The sequence below is a fragment of the Paenibacillus sp. VT-400 genome, assembly GCF_001029205.1.
In the GTDB taxonomy this organism is placed as follows: domain Bacteria; phylum Bacillota; class Bacilli; order Paenibacillales; family Paenibacillaceae; genus Paenibacillus; species Paenibacillus amylolyticus.
In genome coordinates, this window is sequence record NZ_LELF01000067.1 from 2,675,414 (window position 1) to 2,691,146 (window position 15,733).

General features: G+C 43.4%; 16 protein-coding genes, 1 pseudogene and 1 riboswitch. Of the genes and pseudogenes, 10 read left to right on the forward strand and 7 right to left on the reverse strand.

Annotated features, from left to right (window positions below; all coding sequences use genetic code 11):
• Positions 1-55: 55 nt before the first annotated feature.
• From EL84_RS22350 to EL84_RS22365, 4 genes and pseudogenes are all read left to right on the forward strand, one after another.
• On the forward strand, positions 56-262 hold the full coding sequence (locus EL84_RS22350; RefSeq protein WP_047843171.1) for a cytochrome P450: 207 nt from the start codon (positions 56-58) through the stop codon (positions 260-262).
• Between the two features lie 328 nt (positions 263-590).
• Positions 591-860 (forward strand): annotated as a pseudogene (locus EL84_RS30935) (alpha/beta hydrolase); the annotation flags it as partial.
• 440 nt (positions 861-1,300) lie between these two features.
• Entirely contained in the window at positions 1,301-2,074 is a 774-nt protein-coding gene (locus EL84_RS22360; RefSeq protein WP_047844343.1) for an SDR family NAD(P)-dependent oxidoreductase, read from the forward strand.
• Positions 2,075-2,362: 288 nt separating this feature from the next.
• Positions 2,363-3,769: an MFS transporter gene (locus EL84_RS22365; protein ID WP_053061566.1), complete on the forward strand. Its 1,407-nt coding sequence runs from the start codon at positions 2,363-2,365 to the stop codon at positions 3,767-3,769.
• Positions 3,770-3,840: 71 nt separating this feature from the next.
• Here the strand turns inward: EL84_RS22365 and EL84_RS22370 are convergent, their stop codons facing one another.
• Complete coding sequence (locus tag EL84_RS22370) at positions 3,841-5,061, reverse strand: cytochrome P450 (RefSeq protein ID WP_047843172.1); 1,221 nt, start codon at positions 5,059-5,061, stop codon at positions 3,841-3,843.
• A gap of 396 nt (positions 5,062-5,457) precedes the next feature.
• Here EL84_RS22370 and EL84_RS22375 point away from each other — a divergent pair, with 396 nt between their 5' ends.
• Together EL84_RS22375 and tenA are read left to right on the forward strand one after the other, a co-directional pair.
• On the forward strand, positions 5,458-8,130 hold the full coding sequence (locus EL84_RS22375) for an endo-1,4-beta-xylanase (RefSeq protein WP_047843173.1): 2,673 nt from the start codon (positions 5,458-5,460) through the stop codon (positions 8,128-8,130).
• Between the two features lie 205 nt (positions 8,131-8,335).
• A riboswitch (TPP riboswitch) is annotated at positions 8,336-8,433 on the forward strand.
• Between the two features lie 113 nt (positions 8,434-8,546).
• Complete coding sequence (gene tenA / locus EL84_RS22380) at positions 8,547-9,209, forward strand: thiaminase II (protein WP_047843174.1); 663 nt, start codon at positions 8,547-8,549, stop codon at positions 9,207-9,209.
• A 202-nt stretch (positions 9,210-9,411) separates the two neighbouring features.
• Here the strand turns inward: tenA and EL84_RS22385 are convergent, their stop codons facing one another.
• From EL84_RS22385 to EL84_RS22405, 5 genes are read right to left on the reverse strand one after another with little or no spacing between them, the layout of a single operon-like run.
• The gene (locus EL84_RS22385) at positions 9,412-9,708 is read right to left on the reverse strand and encodes a spore coat protein (RefSeq protein WP_047843175.1); all 297 of its coding nucleotides are present in this window, start codon (positions 9,706-9,708) and stop codon (positions 9,412-9,414) included.
• A gap of 10 nt (positions 9,709-9,718) precedes the next feature.
• Positions 9,719-9,919: a hypothetical protein gene (locus tag EL84_RS22390; RefSeq protein WP_047843176.1), complete on the reverse strand. Its 201-nt coding sequence runs from the start codon at positions 9,917-9,919 to the stop codon at positions 9,719-9,721.
• Positions 9,920-9,950: 31 nt separating this feature from the next.
• Positions 9,951-11,087 (reverse strand): zinc-dependent alcohol dehydrogenase, encoded by a 1,137-nt coding sequence (locus EL84_RS22395; protein ID WP_047843177.1) that lies wholly within the window; start codon positions 11,085-11,087, stop codon positions 9,951-9,953.
• Positions 11,084-11,470 carry a spore coat protein gene (locus EL84_RS22400; RefSeq protein WP_047843178.1) on the reverse strand — a complete coding sequence of 129 codons (387 nt, stop codon included), beginning with the start codon at positions 11,468-11,470 and terminating at the stop codon, positions 11,084-11,086. Before EL84_RS22400 ends, EL84_RS22395 begins: the two co-directional genes overlap by 4 nt.
• Before the next feature lie 11 nt (positions 11,471-11,481).
• Entirely contained in the window at positions 11,482-11,724 is a 243-nt protein-coding gene (locus EL84_RS22405) for a hypothetical protein (RefSeq protein ID WP_036615405.1), read from the reverse strand.
• A 188-nt stretch (positions 11,725-11,912) separates the two neighbouring features.
• Here EL84_RS22405 and EL84_RS22410 point away from each other — a divergent pair, with 188 nt between their 5' ends.
• The 4 genes from EL84_RS22410 to EL84_RS22425 all read left to right on the forward strand — a co-directional run bounded on the left by EL84_RS22410 (position 11,913) and on the right by EL84_RS22425 (position 15,335).
• A complete protein-coding gene (locus tag EL84_RS22410) occupies positions 11,913-12,197 on the forward strand; it encodes a hypothetical protein (RefSeq protein WP_047843179.1) in 285 nt (94 codons plus the stop codon).
• Positions 12,198-12,449: 252 nt separating this feature from the next.
• Positions 12,450-13,535 carry an L-dopachrome tautomerase-related protein gene (locus EL84_RS22415; RefSeq protein WP_200904537.1) on the forward strand — a complete coding sequence of 362 codons (1,086 nt, stop codon included), beginning with the start codon at positions 12,450-12,452 and terminating at the stop codon, positions 13,533-13,535.
• Positions 13,536-13,829: 294 nt separating this feature from the next.
• The gene (locus EL84_RS22420; RefSeq protein ID WP_047843181.1) at positions 13,830-14,096 is read left to right on the forward strand and encodes a CD3324 family protein; all 267 of its coding nucleotides are present in this window, start codon (positions 13,830-13,832) and stop codon (positions 14,094-14,096) included.
• Positions 14,097-14,252: 156 nt separating this feature from the next.
• On the forward strand, positions 14,253-15,335 hold the full coding sequence (locus EL84_RS22425) for a nucleotidyltransferase domain-containing protein (protein ID WP_047843182.1): 1,083 nt from the start codon (positions 14,253-14,255) through the stop codon (positions 15,333-15,335).
• 50 nt (positions 15,336-15,385) lie between these two features.
• Here EL84_RS22425 and EL84_RS22430 read toward each other — a convergent pair whose 3' ends face one another.
• Positions 15,386-15,727: a nuclear transport factor 2 family protein gene (locus EL84_RS22430; protein WP_047843183.1), complete on the reverse strand. Its 342-nt coding sequence runs from the start codon at positions 15,725-15,727 to the stop codon at positions 15,386-15,388.
• Positions 15,728-15,733: the final 6 nt, after the last annotated feature.

Sequence of the window (15,733 nt, forward strand, 5' to 3'; positions counted from 1 at the left end):
AATAAATCATTGCTCCTAGATACGACGAAAACGAAACACGATGACGTTTCTTTAAATGCAAATCATCTCAAACCGATGGCCTGCTGAGGTGAGTAATATTCGCTGGGCTACCGAGGATGTCGAATTCGGTGGCAAGCACATCCGTAAGGGCGACATGCTCTTTGTTTCCTTTTCCTCAGTCAACCGGGATGAGAATCAGTTCGCTGACCCGGATGCATTTGATATCACACGGAAGGTCAATAATCATAATACGAGAGGATAGCCCTACTTAACCGCGATTTCGCGGTTTTTTCTTTGTCTTTGACTAGCAATGGGCTTGAATTACGCTACACAATCTTTGTATCGCGTTATAGTCGATCGTCTCACTTGAAATCTACAATAGAAGTATCCTTTTGGCCATGTCAATCCACTCTACCTGTTGGATTCTTCACCCGAGCTGGCAAATACCAAAAAGCGGCCAGCGGTACTTGTGCTTCCAGGTGGAGGATATAGAGCTTGTTCTGATCGAGAAGCTGAACCCGTTTGCTATGGCATTTTTGGCTGAAGGTTATCAAGTCTTTATCCTGTGAAATTCACTCAATCAGCATGCTGTATTTCCAAAACCATTGAACGATGCGGAGGAAGCGTTGACACGCAAGCGGGCCAACAGTGCGGACTGGAGAATTGATCCTCAAAAAGTAGCGGTATGCGGCTTCTCCGCAGGGGGCCATCTTGCTGCAGCTTTGAGGATGATGGGTTCCACTCGGCCTAATGCAATGATTCTTGGTTATCCTTGTATTCTGGAGGAGATGAGTGATATTTTTCCTAAGCCCGTTCCAGGCGTGGAACCTGTTAACCGAGGAAGAGCAGAAGCAGCTTAACGATGGGCTAAAGACTATTTCGGTGACATAACACTGGAGGCAACACAGCATAAACAGAATAAGTCCTTTAGCCATTTTCGGGCTCGTTCCTAATCTATTAAAATGACGAATTGCAAAAAAAGACACAAAATGATAGTATTTATATCAAGATAATAGTAAAACTATCAAAATAAAATTTGGAGGAAACAACTATGACAACTTACAATGAAAACATTAAAATTTCGGAACTATTGAATAATGATGAAGCAACAACATTGCTTACCAAACATCTACCTGAATTCATTAACGAGCCATCATTCAAAATGGCTTCCCATTTTACGCTGGATCAACTCGCAGCCGTTCCACAGGTCGATCTGCCAGAAGACATTTTGTCCGCACTGAAAGCGGATCTTGCTAACGTAACCTTCGAATCTGCAGAGGCTCCTAAAGCGAGCAAAGCTGTGAATACCAAATCCGATTCGCTTGCAGGCAAAGTGATTACCATCACAGGCGCTGGTAGCGGTATTGGCCGAGCTAGTGCAGTGTTGATGGCATCGAGAGGAGCCAAGCTCGTTCTGGTGGATTACAATGTAACAACAGGGGAAGAGACACTTGCGCTTGTGAAGGAGCAGGATGGCGAGGGCATCTTTGTTCAAGCTGATGTATCCAAGGAAGAGGATGTAGAAAACTATATTCAAAAAGCAATTGAAACATTTGGTAAAATCGATGTCGCGTTCAACAATGCAGGAATCATTCAGAAGTTCCAGCCTTTCCATGAAACATCCCTGAACAATTTCTCCCGTATCATTGACGTCAACTTGAAGGGGATCTTCCTGGGGATGAAGCACGCTCTCAACGTGATGGTTCAACAAGGTTACGGTCATGTGATAAATACAGCATCAACCACGGCGCTTCGAGCTGAGCACAGTCTGGCCGCTTATACAGCGAGTAAACACGGTGTTGCCGGATTGACAAAAGCAGCAGCGATTGAGTACGTCAGAAAGGGCATTCGGGTAAATGCTATCTGCCCTGGGGGTGTAGCCACTTCGCTGACCGCAGCTGTTCCGCAAATGTTACAAGAAAGCGATTATATGCCCGAAGAATTCCCAAATATGAGAATTGGGCGTTTTGCGGAGCCGGAAGAGCTGGCTGAACTCGTAGCATTCCTGGCATCGGACGGCTCCAGTTATATGACAGGCTCTATCATAGTAGCAGACGGTGGGTTGACACTTTAAGGAGTAACAGCAAGTCTTTCGATCATGGTTCTAGCGGTTTTAAAGCCGATTCCTGATCTATTTCGGTTCATTTTATTCATAAGGATCGTGCATAAAACATATGGACCAAAAACTGATTCAGTATACCTGAGTCAGTTTTTTTGTCATTCAAACAGCAGGAATACCTTCTGTTTGGATTGCGTTATTTGATCTTAACAATGCGCTATATCTGTTATATGTGCCAGGACATAAAATGAAAGTATAGAAGAGGAAAGAAATTCAACATGAAGAGTAACGGAGGCGAGTGTTATGGGAGTTGCAGTGAATGAGCAGCATATTAAAGTAGATAATACGCCGACTCAGCCACCCCGGGAAATACCAACGAAAAAGTTAATTGGCGATTCAATGGGACAGTTCGGGTTAAACATTTCAAGTGGATTGTTGGGTTTGATCACGTATTATTATACGGATGTCGTTGGCGTGTCTGCCGCTGTAGTCGGTACGGTAATGCTGCTTACCAAAGTTTTGGATGCGTTTGCAGACATCGGTATGGGTGTACTGGTGGATCGGACCAAAACCAAGTATGGGCAAGCTCGTCCCTGGTTGTTATGGATGACCATTCCAATGTTCATCTCATTATTCTTAATGTTTTCCGTGCCGGATATAAGTTCTACAGGCAAAATTATATATGCGATTATTACGAATCTTGTATTCTACATTTTGGTGTTTACTCCAACCTCGATTCCATATAACAGTTTGATGGCGTTAACAACGCGTAACAGTTACGAGCGTTCCTTAATGGGTATTATCCGTTCAAGCAGCGGGTATCTGGCAGGTATGGTTGTTGCCGTTGCATTTGTTCCAATCGTTACAGCAATGGGCAATAGCAGAAGTGACTGGACGTTGCTCGCATCAATTTTTGCTGGTGTTGCAGCAATCGGGATTTTCATTTCATTCCTGTCCAATAGGGAAAAGTACAACAATGTTCAATTGGATGAGCTTGGCATGTTTCAGGATAAAACGCCGATTCGTGAAGGACTGAAATTGCTCTTTGCCAATAAATACTGGGTATATATGTTCTTCGTAATGGCTCTCGCTAGCATTTTGTTTGCTCTGGGCGTGGCAGCAGGAAGTTATTATGCCAAATATATTTGGGGCAATGTAAGCCTGATCGGCATCATGGGTGCTATTGGTTTGATTCCGGTTATTATCGGATTTGCCTTGTCCGGACCATTCATCAAACGTTATGGCAAGCGAAATACAGCCCTCGGCGGTATATTAATCGGACTCCTCGGAGCAGCCGTTCGGTTAGTCGCTCCCGAGAGCATTACATTGGGTCTGATCTGTTCTATCTTCCAAACGCTTGGTACAATTCCGCTAATGGCAGTAGGTGGAGCAATGGTCACAGACACGATTGAATACGGCGAATGGAAATTTAACAAAAGACTTGTTGGTTTAACGAATAGTGTCATCGGTTTCGGTTCAAAAGTAGGCACAGCCATTGGCACAGCAATGATTGGATGGTTCCTCGCGCTAGGAGGATATGTCGAACAAGCTACAACCCAAGGAGAAGGAGCAAAGCAGGCCATCATCGCGTTGAATATATACGTCCCCATTGTTGTATTCATTCTTCTTGTAGTATTCCTTTACAAAAACAAGCTGGACAAGGAATATCCAACGATTATTAGAGAGCTTGAAGATAGAAGAAAGGCATAACAAGATTTAAGTGTCCTTACACACAGCCAATCGCTTGTGTGTAAGGGCACTTTTAATTTGATGAAATTAGTTCAAAAAAGCTTGGTTGTTACGATGGCTGACAGGTTTTGAAGAGTCTGTGTACCCGGGTAGAGCTGGCTTGCCGCTTCAAATTTGATTTTTGCAGTAATATTGGAAAAGTGATTCGTGAACCCTCTCAGCACCAGTTGGCCCTCTAGCCTGGCTAATGGAGCGCCCAGACAAAAGTGAGGTCCTTTGCCAAACGAGAGATGACGATTGCTGTTGGGACGGTAGATATCAAAGCGGGAAGGTTCGGGAAAATGTCTAGGGTCATTGTTGGCTGCACCCAGCCAGGTTAATATAACATCTCCTTTTTTCATAGGCACGCCAAGGATGTCTGTATCCTCTACTACCACACGATCAAGTGTCGTGGGAAAACGATACCTTAACGATTCTTCAACAGTATTCTCTATCAGTTCTGGATCTGCGGCAATATCCTGATAGATTCCGGGTTGATCATACATAAAACTGTAGAACAGGCTGTTTATCATGTTAGTCGTTGTTTCGTTCCCAGCAGCAAGGAGGCCCAAGCTAAAGGTAACAACCTCTTCATCGGTTAGTTGATCCCCATCCAGCTCGGCAAGTGTGAGATCGGAAATAATGTCCTCGGCAGGATGCTTTCTCTTCTGCTGAACAATGGGGAGCAAAAATTCGTTAAATTCTTGCATAGCCGCATACTTCGCATTCATCTGCTCCTGCTCATTACCTGTGGCATTGGGGAAAAATAACATGTCAGACCAGGCTTTGATCTGTGCCCGGTGTTGCCTCTCTACCCCAAGTAGATCGGCAATGACAGTAACAGGAAGTGGAACCCCTAGGTCTCGAACAATGTCCACATCATCTTTCGTCTTCATCTCAAGCATTAACTCATCAACGATAGCCGCGATTTGAGGCTCCCAGGTTTTTAACTGACGTGGGGTGAAGGCACTAGAGACTAACTTTCTAATATCACGTTGAACAGGGGGATCAACAGAATTGATGTTCACTCGGGTAACTACCGGTGGAACCGGGGATACACTCCGTTTACGAACACTGGAGAACCGTTTCCAGTCTGTTAGAACGGAATTGACATCATCATAACGATACAGATTCCATACTTGCTGCTTCTCGTCAAAATAGATGGGATGATTCTCCAGCATGTACTCATAATAAGCATATGGATTCCAAAGTTCTTCAGGTGTCTCTAAATTAGATACCTGATGAATAACGATCGATCTGTTATCAGTCTGCATGTCTCCTCGCCATCCTTTAATGTAGTTTGTGGAAATCTCCAAATAATGATAGCCAACCTATCATTATTTGTTTTAAAGGTACCATAAATCACACTTATTTAGCAATTAAATGAAATGTTTTACTGAATATCAATTATTTAGAGATACTCTTAGGGTCACAGATGAAGAAACATTTTCATATCAAAATGCAGAAAAATGTCGAATAAAGTGTTTCCTAACTAATTTATTGTGTGATCTGAACGGCCGGGACGGGCATTGTGAATTACCAATTGATAACTTTTTATTATAATCATTGGAAATTTGTTATATGTAAGCGCTATCCAAAGAGCTATAATCTATTTATCTGGATGTTAATCCGTTCAGAAATACTTAGACCCAATCAAGAGGAGGAATTGTATGAAACGGTTACGTCAATGGAATATTGCAGCCTTGGTTCTTGTGCTGATAGTCGCCATGCTTCCATTTTCGAATGTCTCACATGCTGCCAAGGCAGTTACGGAAGTGGAGGGAGGTCATTTGAGTACAAACTTTGAAGACGGTACACTTCAGGGATGGACTCCACGTACAGGTAACGAAAGGCTGACAGTGACACAGCAGGAGGCACACGAAGGTCAGTCCAGTATGCTGGTCGCCAACCGTGAGCGTTCCTATCATGGACCGATGTTATCCATGAAGGATCTGCTTAAGCGTAACCAAGAGTACGAAATTGCGGCATATGTAAGACTTACCCAGGAGCCCACCACGGATCAAACACTACAGCTCACCACATATAAAAAAACAACTGCCGAAAGCTGGAACCCGATCGGTAGCGTGAAGATTGCCAAAGCAGAATGGAATACATGGCACAAAATCACCGGAAAATTTCAGTATAGTGATGATCCCACTGAATTGAATTTGTTCATCGAAACACCCTACATCTCTGAAGATAGCCTAGATACGTTATCGTTCTATGTGGATGATGTATCATTTACTCTGGCCGAGCAACTGGAGATTGAAGAAGATATTCGGTCTCTGGAGGACCTGTATCAAGATGATTTCCCCATTGGTGCAGCGGTGTATCGCTGGCAGTTGGAAGGCGCATATGGACAACTGCTCACAAAGCACTTTAACAGCTTGACCGCAACCTATGAGATGAAACCGAAGTACATGTCTCCTTCCGAAGGTGTTTATGAGTTCGAGGCAGCCGATCAATATGTTCAGTTCGCTGAGGAGCATGGTATGGGCGTACGCGCACATGCGTTGTTGTGGCATATTGATGCTGCGGAGTGGATGTTCAAGGATCCTCAGGGTAACCCTGCGAGTCGAGAATTACTGCTTGCCCGGATTCAGGATTATGTCGAAACCGTCATGACCCGATACAAAGGTAAGATCTATGCCTGGGATGTGGTAAACGAGGCGATTGCGGATAGCAATGGTGATGCCAACGGTTTACGTAAAAGTCCCTTTTATGAAATAATCGGTCCGGATTACATTGAGAAAACCTATGAATTCGCTCGTGCAGCCGATCCGGATGCCAAATTATATTACAACGAATACTTCACGGAAATCCCTGAGAAAAGAGAGCATATGTATCGATTGGTCAAACGACTGAAAGAGAAGGGGCTCATCGATGGTGTGGGTTTGCAATCCCACTATAACCTGGAATCCCCGCCCATCAAGGAAATTGAAAAAACGATCAACATGTTCGCCGAACTTGGATTGGATATTCAGATCACGGAACTGGATGTGGATAGCGGAATTCCATTTGGTGAAGAGATGTCCGATGAAGTTGCAGTAAAGCAGGCGTATCGATATAAGGAACTGTTGGATTTGTACAAAAAACACAAAGACCACATTTCTTCAGTTACCTTATGGGGACTCCAAGATGAGAAGTCTTACAACAACCAGGCTATGCTGTTTGATTCAGCCCTGAAGGCCAAAAAAGCATACTGGGGACTCGTGGATGAATCCAGTTTGCCTGTGTTGACACAGAGAGCCGCCTCACTTTCGGGTAAACCGGATATCAAAAAACAGTCACAAGATCCGCTCTGGAACAAAGCGGTGTCCACTCCACTGAAGGGTGACTCTTCGGAATCAGCCAGTTTCCGCACCTTATGGGATCATAGTAATCTGTATATCCTTGTGGATGTTCAGGATGCAAAGGCAGACGTGAATGACAAAGTAGATATCTTTGTCGATCTCAATAATGGCAAGACTACCTCATATGAAGCAGATGACCGACATGTAATCATTAAGCGGTCGGGCAAAGCTGAGGGCGCGGTGCAGCGTTCGTATCGTGTACGCGAGACAAACGCCGGATATCAGGTTGAATTGTCTATTCCATGGGGTGGTATACAAGTCGGATCAGAATATGAAGCCGGCTTGGATATCCGTGTGACTGATGGCGGTTCAAGTGGGACACAACCTTATAATCCACTGTACTGGAATGATCGAACACAATCTCAGGAACAAGATACAAGCAAATACGGCGTGATTCAACTCACCCCTATGCCCAAATCTGCACAAGCTGTGCAAGGGATTGTTCAGATTGATGGGAAGAAAGACGCCCTATGGAATAAGGCTGTACCATTTGAAGTAAAACGGTTGAATGAGACCAAAGGTGCAGAGGCAGTGGCTCGCGCAATGTGGTCAGGTGAGTATCTATACCTGCTGATCGACGTCACTGATCCAAACATCATTACAGACAGCATCAACCCATGGGATCAGGATTCGGTTGAGATTTTCCTGGACGAGAATCACCAGCGCACACCGTATTTTCAATATGATGATGCCCAGTTCAGAATCAGTGCAGACAATGTAGGAACCTTTGCAGGCGGTGCCTCACCCGGACGCCTTGTAAGTGCTGTGAAGAAAACGAATAAAGGATACCTCGTAGAAGCCAGAATTCATTTACAATCATTGACGCCCAAAACAGGAAATGTTCTCGGCTTCGAGCTTCAAATTAACGACAACCAGGGCGGAGGTAAGCAGAGCGTAGCTAAATGGAATGATACGACCAATGAGAGCTGGAGAAACACTTCCCAGTACGGAATACTCACTTTTGTCGGAAAGAACAAACTCGGGCATTAAACAATCGGCAGTAGTTGCAAGAATAGAAACCATCATAACAGTGGCTAAAACTCAACCATTGTTGTGATGGTTTTCATCGTTTACATACGTCACTCAAGCTGATGAGGGCGATACAATCTGCCTTGACTATATTTAACAGCCCTTGATATACTAAATGGATGTTATTTTTTCTTTTATGCGGATAAGAAAGTAATCAACTACATACAACCGTTTGCGAGGGAGCCTTAACCGGCTGAGAGGGTGTTAAACCGACCTTACCTGATTTGGATAATTCCAACGTAGGGATGCAACGATGAAACGCTGTACTTGGGTAGCTCATGCGAACCCCCTTGTTTTAGTGTATTTGTCTGCGAAACATCCTATGGATGTTTCGTTTTTTTGTTTTTAAATACGTACATTATGAATTGGAGGAACACATGTTGACTATTTCAGAGAGACTATATCAGGCAGCACAGCCTGTGTGGAAGGAATGTCTTGAGCATCCCTTTGTTAAAGGAATCGGAGATGGTTCCTTAACGGTTGAACAATTTCGTTATTATTTGCTGCAAGACTACTTGTACCTGTTCGATTATGCCCGTGTATTTGCACTAGGTATCATCAAGTCGCACGACCCGAAATTGATGCAGTTTTTTAGTAAAAACGTAGATAACATCCTAAATGGTGAAATGAAAATTCATCGTTCTTATATGGAGCGATTAGGAATTACAGAGGATCATGTTTTCCAGGTAAAACCTGCACTGAAAAATGCAGCCTATACTAACTATATGCTCTCTGTTTCCCATGCCGGTGGCATAGCAGAAGTACTTGTATCCATTCTGGCCTGCTCATGGAGCTATGCAGAGATTGGTCAAGTCCTTGCCCAAAAGCCAGGCGCAGCTGATCATCCTTTTTACGGAGAGTGGATCACAGGATATGCTTCCTCTGAATACAACAACAACAATCACTCCCTAGTGACGTTAACGGATAAGCTATTAGAAGGCTGTAGCGAGGGAACGTACCAACGGATGGAAGATATTTTCGTGATGTGCAGTCGCTTTGAACTTGATTTTTGGGAGATGTCATGGAGGCTGGAGCCTTAAGTTCACTGTAGTCAATTAAAGTTGAGAGCAGCGTCCATAAAACAGTCTCAGGATGGAAATTAAGTAAAGGAACGCTTGTATAAGCGTGTTTCGTGATGATACCGAAAAAAGGGCGGAGTGTATCCGCCTTTTATTATTGTTGAAATTCTTGACATAGGAACATTTTGTTCTCTGAAGTCTCTGGCTAAAATCAAAAAGGGTGTCAGGACGGAATGTTCATAGCAGTCTGAATGTTTTTCAGATCGAGCTGAATTTGCTCTGCAATATGGTAAGGGTGGTATAAGCCATGCTGCACCATGTAATTTGATATCTTTTCATGAGAGTCTATCGCTTCATCGAGCTGTTTCATCAAAATTTGTTTGATTTCGGGGGTGGCACATTCGGTCACAGCCATGGCGTAGTTTCTGACACTGCTCTTGGCGTTCATCAAAAAATCCATTGCGATTACGTCATCGGTCAACGTATTAAGACCAGTCATATGTTCTAATATTGGGTTCATTTTTTATCTCCTATACAGTCGCTTTAGACAGCACTTCACCGAGCTCCTGAAGTTGCTGTTGTGATAATATCGCATCTTGTTGCAAAATTTGCTTGAGCTCCGGGTCGGTTACCAGAGCTTGCATGGTCTTGGATTTAGTCATACAAACCGTCTTGAACGCAGCTATTTCATGCACCTCGAGCATCTCATGCAAAGCGTAAGTGGAATCCATTCAGATTGTCCTCCCATGTATCTATTCATATTTAAGGCTTTAAGATGACTTTAATGCAATCGTCCGTTTTTGTATCGAACACTTCATAGCCCCGTTTGGCCTCGCTGAGCGGAATGACGTGCGTAACAATGTCGCCAGGGTCCACTTTGCCAGACGTAACCAACTCGTACATGTATGGCATGTAGTGAATGACCGGAGCTTGTCCGGAACGGATATTCACGTTTCGCTGCATGATATCACCGAGCGGGAATCCGTTATAACGTCCGCCGTATACCCCAGTGACTTGAATGGTGCCACCTTTGCGAACAGCCTGAGATGCAATGATAAATGCGCTCATGGTGCCGCCTTGCAGTTTCATACCGCTGGCTAGAAATTCAAGATCGCTCATCTTGCCGTCCATTCCTACCGCATCAATGACAACATCGGCGCCGCCTTTGGTCATTTCCTTGAGAGTGTTCCCAATATTCTTATCCTGTTCGAAGTTTACTATTTCCACATGGTTTGTTCGCTTCGCATGCTTTAAGCGGTAATCGACATAGTCGACGGCTATGACCCGCTTAGCTCCTTTCAGCCAGCAGAACTTCTGGGCCAGGAGTCCGACCGGGCCGCAGCCGAGCACAATGACCGTATCTCCATTTTTAACGCCGGCGTTATCTACGCTCCAGAATGCCGTCGTCATGGCATCGGCGATCAAGCTTAGCTTTTCGTCCGGTTGTTCGCAGTTTTCAGGGATCTTAAAGTGGGTAAAATTAGCAAATGGGACCCGTAAATACTCCGCTTGCCCGCCGGGATATCCACCGGTCGTTCCAGAGTAGCCGAAATATGCGCCCATATCCCCGTGCTCGTTGGAATTGTCACATTGGCTTTCCAGCTGATTTTTGCAAAAAAAGCATTCTCCGCATGCGATGTTAAACGGGATGATTACGCGGTCGCCTTTTTTTACCTTGGTCACGCCAGGGCCCACTTCTTCTACGATCCCCATCGGCTCATGTCCGATGACATAGTTTTCCTGAAGGTTAGGGATCATCCCGTGAATAAGATGAAGGTCAGAACCGCAAATCGCGGTACTGGTGATCTTTACGATCATATCGTCCGGTTTCACAATCTTCGCATCCGGCACCTCTTTGACCACGACATTTTTAACCCCTTGATACGTTACCGCCTTCATGCTTTATGTCCTCCAATATGTTCATCTGGGGTCCGATCAAACATCCCTTTACGTGACGTATCACCCGGGAACAGATTCATCTGCCCGATCATCACCGTATTTTTCGCCGAAAGCTGATCGAGTTGGTACTGTTCGTTCAGCTCATAAGGATGAAACCATTTTTTGCGAATCATGAGCTCCGAAATTTCTTGGTGCATTGCAATTCCCTGCTTCAGATGAGTATGCAACAGGGCTCTTACATCCGGTGAAGCCGTTTCCGTCAGGGCGATGGACAAATTACGTACACCCTCCTTGGCACGAAGAAGGAAGTCCATGGCAAAAGTCATATCTGCCATTTCCGGCATATTCAATGAATTAATCGGATCTAAATAATCGGTATTCATCTGAGTTCCCCTTAATGTGTTATAGGTGTCGGATTATTCGGAACGGGTGCTTGAAAAGGAGCTCTTGCGTAGATTGCTTGCAGCTCAGCAATCTGTTGTATGGATTGAATTACGTCTTTCTGCATTAATGCTTTTAGCTCTTGGTCAAAGACCAGGCCTTGCATAAGTTTCGACTTAGCGATGCAGAGCGTTTTGAAGTTTAACGCTTCATGCAGTTCCATCGATTCGTGCGGCGCTAGCGTTGGATTAGCCATTCAGAAATGATCCCCTCCTTTTTCATCAAGATTAGATTTTCCAATGCACCGGATCTTATACTAATATGGATCACCGGAGAGGTAAGATCCGAATATTCCCATACAGTCGCAGGGATATAAACAAAATCTCAATCCCATACTTATTTCTGTTTAAATGAATGATCTTACTCATGGAAGGAGGAGTCACGGTGCCCAATAAAAACAAAATTGATCTAGCAACCGAAAACGCAAGAAAACCAGCAGAAGATGCACTTAACTCGAGTGGTAGTAATACGCTGGAGCAGCATGCATCTAACGCGGTTTCTGAGGTGCAGAAGGCTTTAAATCAGGCAATAAGCTCGTTAAGTGAATCTAATGCGGCAACAAATTCACAAGCGTTGGAGATTGCCAGGCAGCAATTGACCCGAGCAGAGGAATTTTTAGATCAAGCGATAACTTCAGCCAATGCATTAGGTTTACCGGACCAACAATAAAACGGTTTTGGTACTGATAAGCTTGGCAAAGTTTTGCGTTGACGATCGGAGGAAGCATTTTTCCTAGAACACATATAGTTACAGTCAACATGCTTCGGCTTACGCCGAAGTTTTTTGTATTTTTAGATCTATCGGACAATTTCAAAATGAAGGTTGAAAAAGAATGATTAAGGGAGAGGCATTAGAATAAGTCTTGAACATAATTATAGGTAATATCTATTCAACCTTGTTGAGGAGGACATCATACTGCCTATGTTACCTATGGAAGAATATTTTGGTAAGTTAGAACTCGTTCATTCCTTTTACGGGGCTATGCCTACAGGCGTTAGTGTATCCGAAACCGGGCGTATCTTCATTTGCTTTCCGAAATGGGGAGATGACGTTAGATTTACGGTAGCGGAAATTGTTGATGGTCAGATGCAACCTTATCCTAATGAAGAAACGAATTTGATCAACCCATTGAATATCGTTATGTCCTTCATTAGTGTCCAGAGTGTTGTTGCAGATGGAAGGGGAACCCTGTGGGTACTGGACACGGCTGCACCAAACTTTTCAGAGCCTATTAAAGGAGGGGCAAAATTAGTCGCGGTAGATTTAGAAACAAATACAATAAGAAAAGTATATACATTTGCAGATGATGTAGTCTTGCCAACAACGTATCTGAATGATGTCCGATTTGACTTTCGTGTAGGAAAAGCAGGTTTCGCATATATAACGGATTCTTCTTCCAATGGTCCAGGCGCTATTATCGTCGTAAATTTAGAAAACGGAAATGCGTATAGACGGTTGCATGGAGCAAGCTCGACCTCACCCGATCCATATTTTGTGCCAAAAGTGGAAGGTGAAATTTTGATGAATCGAAACGCGGATGGTTCGACATCTCCCTTTCGATTGGCCTCTGATGGTATAGCCATTTCCCCTGATGGAAAAATGTTATTCTATTGTCCATTAACCAGTCGCCAGCTATACTCGATCTCAACAGAATCGTTAAGAGACAGAACGATACCGGATTTTAAGTTAAGTGATCTTGTGCAGTATTGGGGAGAGAAGGGTGCATCTGATGGGATGATCACAGACGCTAAAGGAAACGTTTATGCTGGAGATTACGAAAACGATAGTATTCGAAAGATATTGCCGAATGGAATCATGGAAACCATCGCCCATGATCCCCGAATTTTATGGCCGGATACTTTTTCGATTGGTCCGGATCAATACTTATATGTGATTGTGAACCAATTACATAGGCAGGCGAGATTTCATTATGGAAGAGACCTGCGACAAAAACCGTACAGTTTACTACGTATAAAAATTGATGAATTACCGGCTCCTACCTTTTGATATACATCCCACTTTACGCGTACAATCGTGTCAGCCCCAAAAGACATAATTAAACATTTCAACAACAAGCCCTGATATAATAAGCAAATAGCAACTATCTATTTTCTATGGAGGTGAGGCTATTGAAAACAATCGGGGTAGGATTCTTACATGCATGGCTCTATGCAAAGCCAGTGAAGGTTATGGCAATGCTTTGCATAGAGCCCGGGAATAAACACATTGCCAACGACGAATCGTAATATTCTACTAACTGGCTTTGTACCTTATTGATCTATTAAATAAGGAGTGAGGCCCATGAAATATTCAAAAGCCGAGTCTATTTTTCCGGAAGAATTGTTACGGATCATTCAAAAATACGTTCAAGGGGAATTGGTTTATATCCCAAAACCCAAAGAGGCACACCTAAAATGGGGCGAGAAAACAGAGAGCAAGAGCAGGGTCTCTGCTCGAAACGCTGAGATTAAATCCTTATTCCGTAATGGAGTCAGGATAGAGGAGTTGGCGGATCGGTATTTCTTGTCCTGCGAAAGCATAAAGAAAATAGTCTATACAAGAAACTAATGAAATCCGCTAACTCGTCGTATCGACGGTTTAGCGGATTTTGTGCAAAGATGACTTAAGTCATCTTATACATAGTAACCGCACCTCTAAATCGATAGACTCAAGTTAAGGTTGTTGTGATAAAGGACGGCCGGACCATACAAAGAGGGGTAACGAATGAACGAAATCATAAAAAAGAAGCTGCTGGACAAAAATGAACTGCTCATTAACATGGTGATTGAACGCGTAAAAAGAGATTTTCTAGACGATATCGCCATTATTGGGCTTACTGGTTCATTTAGCACCGGTGACTTTCACGAGAAGAGTGATCTTGATTTAATTATCATTAATAATACAGAAAAGGGATGGGAAATATCCGATTGCTTCATCTTGGACGACGTTGGATATGATATCTATTGCACGCCATGGGATTCAAGAATACAAGAGCAATCCACCTTGGAGAGTCCTAACGTATCGAGCCTAACCGAGCTTAAAGTACTCTACTATGCGAAGCCTGAGGATTTGGAGAAATTGAATGACTTCAGGCAAAAAGCTCTTGATGCACTTGCGAATCCGATAGGAGAAGTGTGTCTTAATCGAGCAAATAAATGGATCGATCTGGCTAAGCAAGCATACAGCGATACGATGCTTGGTGAAGATATCGGTTCAGTGCGATATGCATCTGCTGGCGTTCTGTACAATCTCGTCAATGCCTTGGTGAGTATGAATAACACGTGTATCAAACGAGGGATCAAGCGATATTTGGAAGAGATACGCTCGTTTCGCTATGTTCCAGATGATCTCGAATCCTTATACATGTCAATCATCGAAGCTCATACCATTGAAGATATTCGAATAACATCTTTTAATATGTTGAATAGCGTTACGAGGTTACATAACACAATGTGTGATAACTTCATTGTTAAACCGGCTCCGACCTTTGATAATCTAAGGGGAACATACGAAGAATTGTGGTGCAATTACCAGAATAAAATTTTGAACAGTGTTATAACAAACGATGCTTCCTACGTCTTTCTTTCGGCCTTTGGAGCACATGAGTATCTTGATGAAATGGCCTTGGAGAAAGGCACCAAGAAATATGATCTTATGCAGTACTTTGATGCAAGTAATTTACCAGTTATGAAAGAGAAGCTCCTTGAAGTGATGGATGATTATCTAGAAGAGTATGATAAGGTCGGCAGAAAAGTCGAACGTTTTACAACCTTCGAGGAACTATATGCCCATTATATGAATAATTGACCTTACGTTCCAGGTAGTCAACCAAACATTGTGTTTACATTTGGATATCTTTAGAAAATGGAAAGTCTGACGATTTTATCGTCAACAATAACAAAATGATAATTCAATAATAGTGGATCGGGTAGACCAGTCTTGTCGTAGGTACCATCCAGCTCGCATGTTAGCACAATTTCATCACCTATTTTTTTTGCTAATGTTGGCTTTAACGTTACATTCGCCGCGAAATGGTTTTGATCACTCCATTCCCGAATCGCCTGTTTGCCATTTCGCTTTTTTCCTTCATCCAACACGACGGCATTTTCTGAGAAACAATCTACAAATGCTATCGGGTCTGGCTTGTTAGATGCAGTAATGTATTTGGCGATTACAGACGGTAAATGATTGAGATCCATATTGTT

What these genes read in the sequence shown, in the direction of transcription:
- EL84_RS22375 (WP_047843173.1), top strand. Translation starts at nt 5,458, where the DNA reads ATGAAACGGTTACGTCAATGGAATATTGCAGCCTTGGTTCTTGTGCTG.
- EL84_RS22395 (WP_047843177.1), bottom strand. Translation starts at nt 11,087, where the DNA reads ATGAAGGCGGTAACGTATCAAGGGGTTAAAAATGTCGTGGTCAAAGAG.
- EL84_RS22405 (WP_036615405.1), bottom strand. Translation starts at nt 11,724, where the DNA reads ATGGCTAATCCAACGCTAGCGCCGCACGAATCGATGGAACTGCATGAA.
- EL84_RS22415 (WP_200904537.1), top strand. Translation starts at nt 12,450, where the DNA reads ATGTTACCTATGGAAGAATATTTTGGTAAGTTAGAACTCGTTCATTCC.
- EL84_RS22385 (WP_047843175.1), bottom strand. Translation starts at nt 9,708, where the DNA reads ATGAACCCAATATTAGAACATATGACTGGTCTTAATACGTTGACCGAT.
- EL84_RS22370 (WP_047843172.1), bottom strand. Translation starts at nt 5,061, where the DNA reads ATGCAGACTGATAACAGATCGATCGTTATTCATCAGGTATCTAATTTA.
- EL84_RS22390 (WP_047843176.1), bottom strand. Translation starts at nt 9,919, where the DNA reads ATGGATTCCACTTACGCTTTGCATGAGATGCTCGAGGTGCATGAAATA.
- tenA (WP_047843174.1), top strand. Translation starts at nt 8,547, where the DNA reads ATGTTGACTATTTCAGAGAGACTATATCAGGCAGCACAGCCTGTGTGG.
- EL84_RS22400 (WP_047843178.1), bottom strand. Translation starts at nt 11,470, where the DNA reads ATGAATACCGATTATTTAGATCCGATTAATTCATTGAATATGCCGGAA.
- EL84_RS22425 (WP_047843182.1), top strand. Translation starts at nt 14,253, where the DNA reads ATGAACGAAATCATAAAAAAGAAGCTGCTGGACAAAAATGAACTGCTC.
- EL84_RS22365 (WP_053061566.1), top strand. Translation starts at nt 2,363, where the DNA reads ATGGGAGTTGCAGTGAATGAGCAGCATATTAAAGTAGATAATACGCCG.
- EL84_RS22350 (WP_047843171.1), top strand. Translation starts at nt 56, where the DNA reads ATGCAAATCATCTCAAACCGATGGCCTGCTGAGGTGAGTAATATTCGC.
- EL84_RS22430 (WP_047843183.1), bottom strand. Translation starts at nt 15,727, where the DNA reads ATGGATCTCAATCATTTACCGTCTGTAATCGCCAAATACATTACTGCA.
- EL84_RS22420 (WP_047843181.1), top strand. Translation starts at nt 13,830, where the DNA reads ATGAAATATTCAAAAGCCGAGTCTATTTTTCCGGAAGAATTGTTACGG.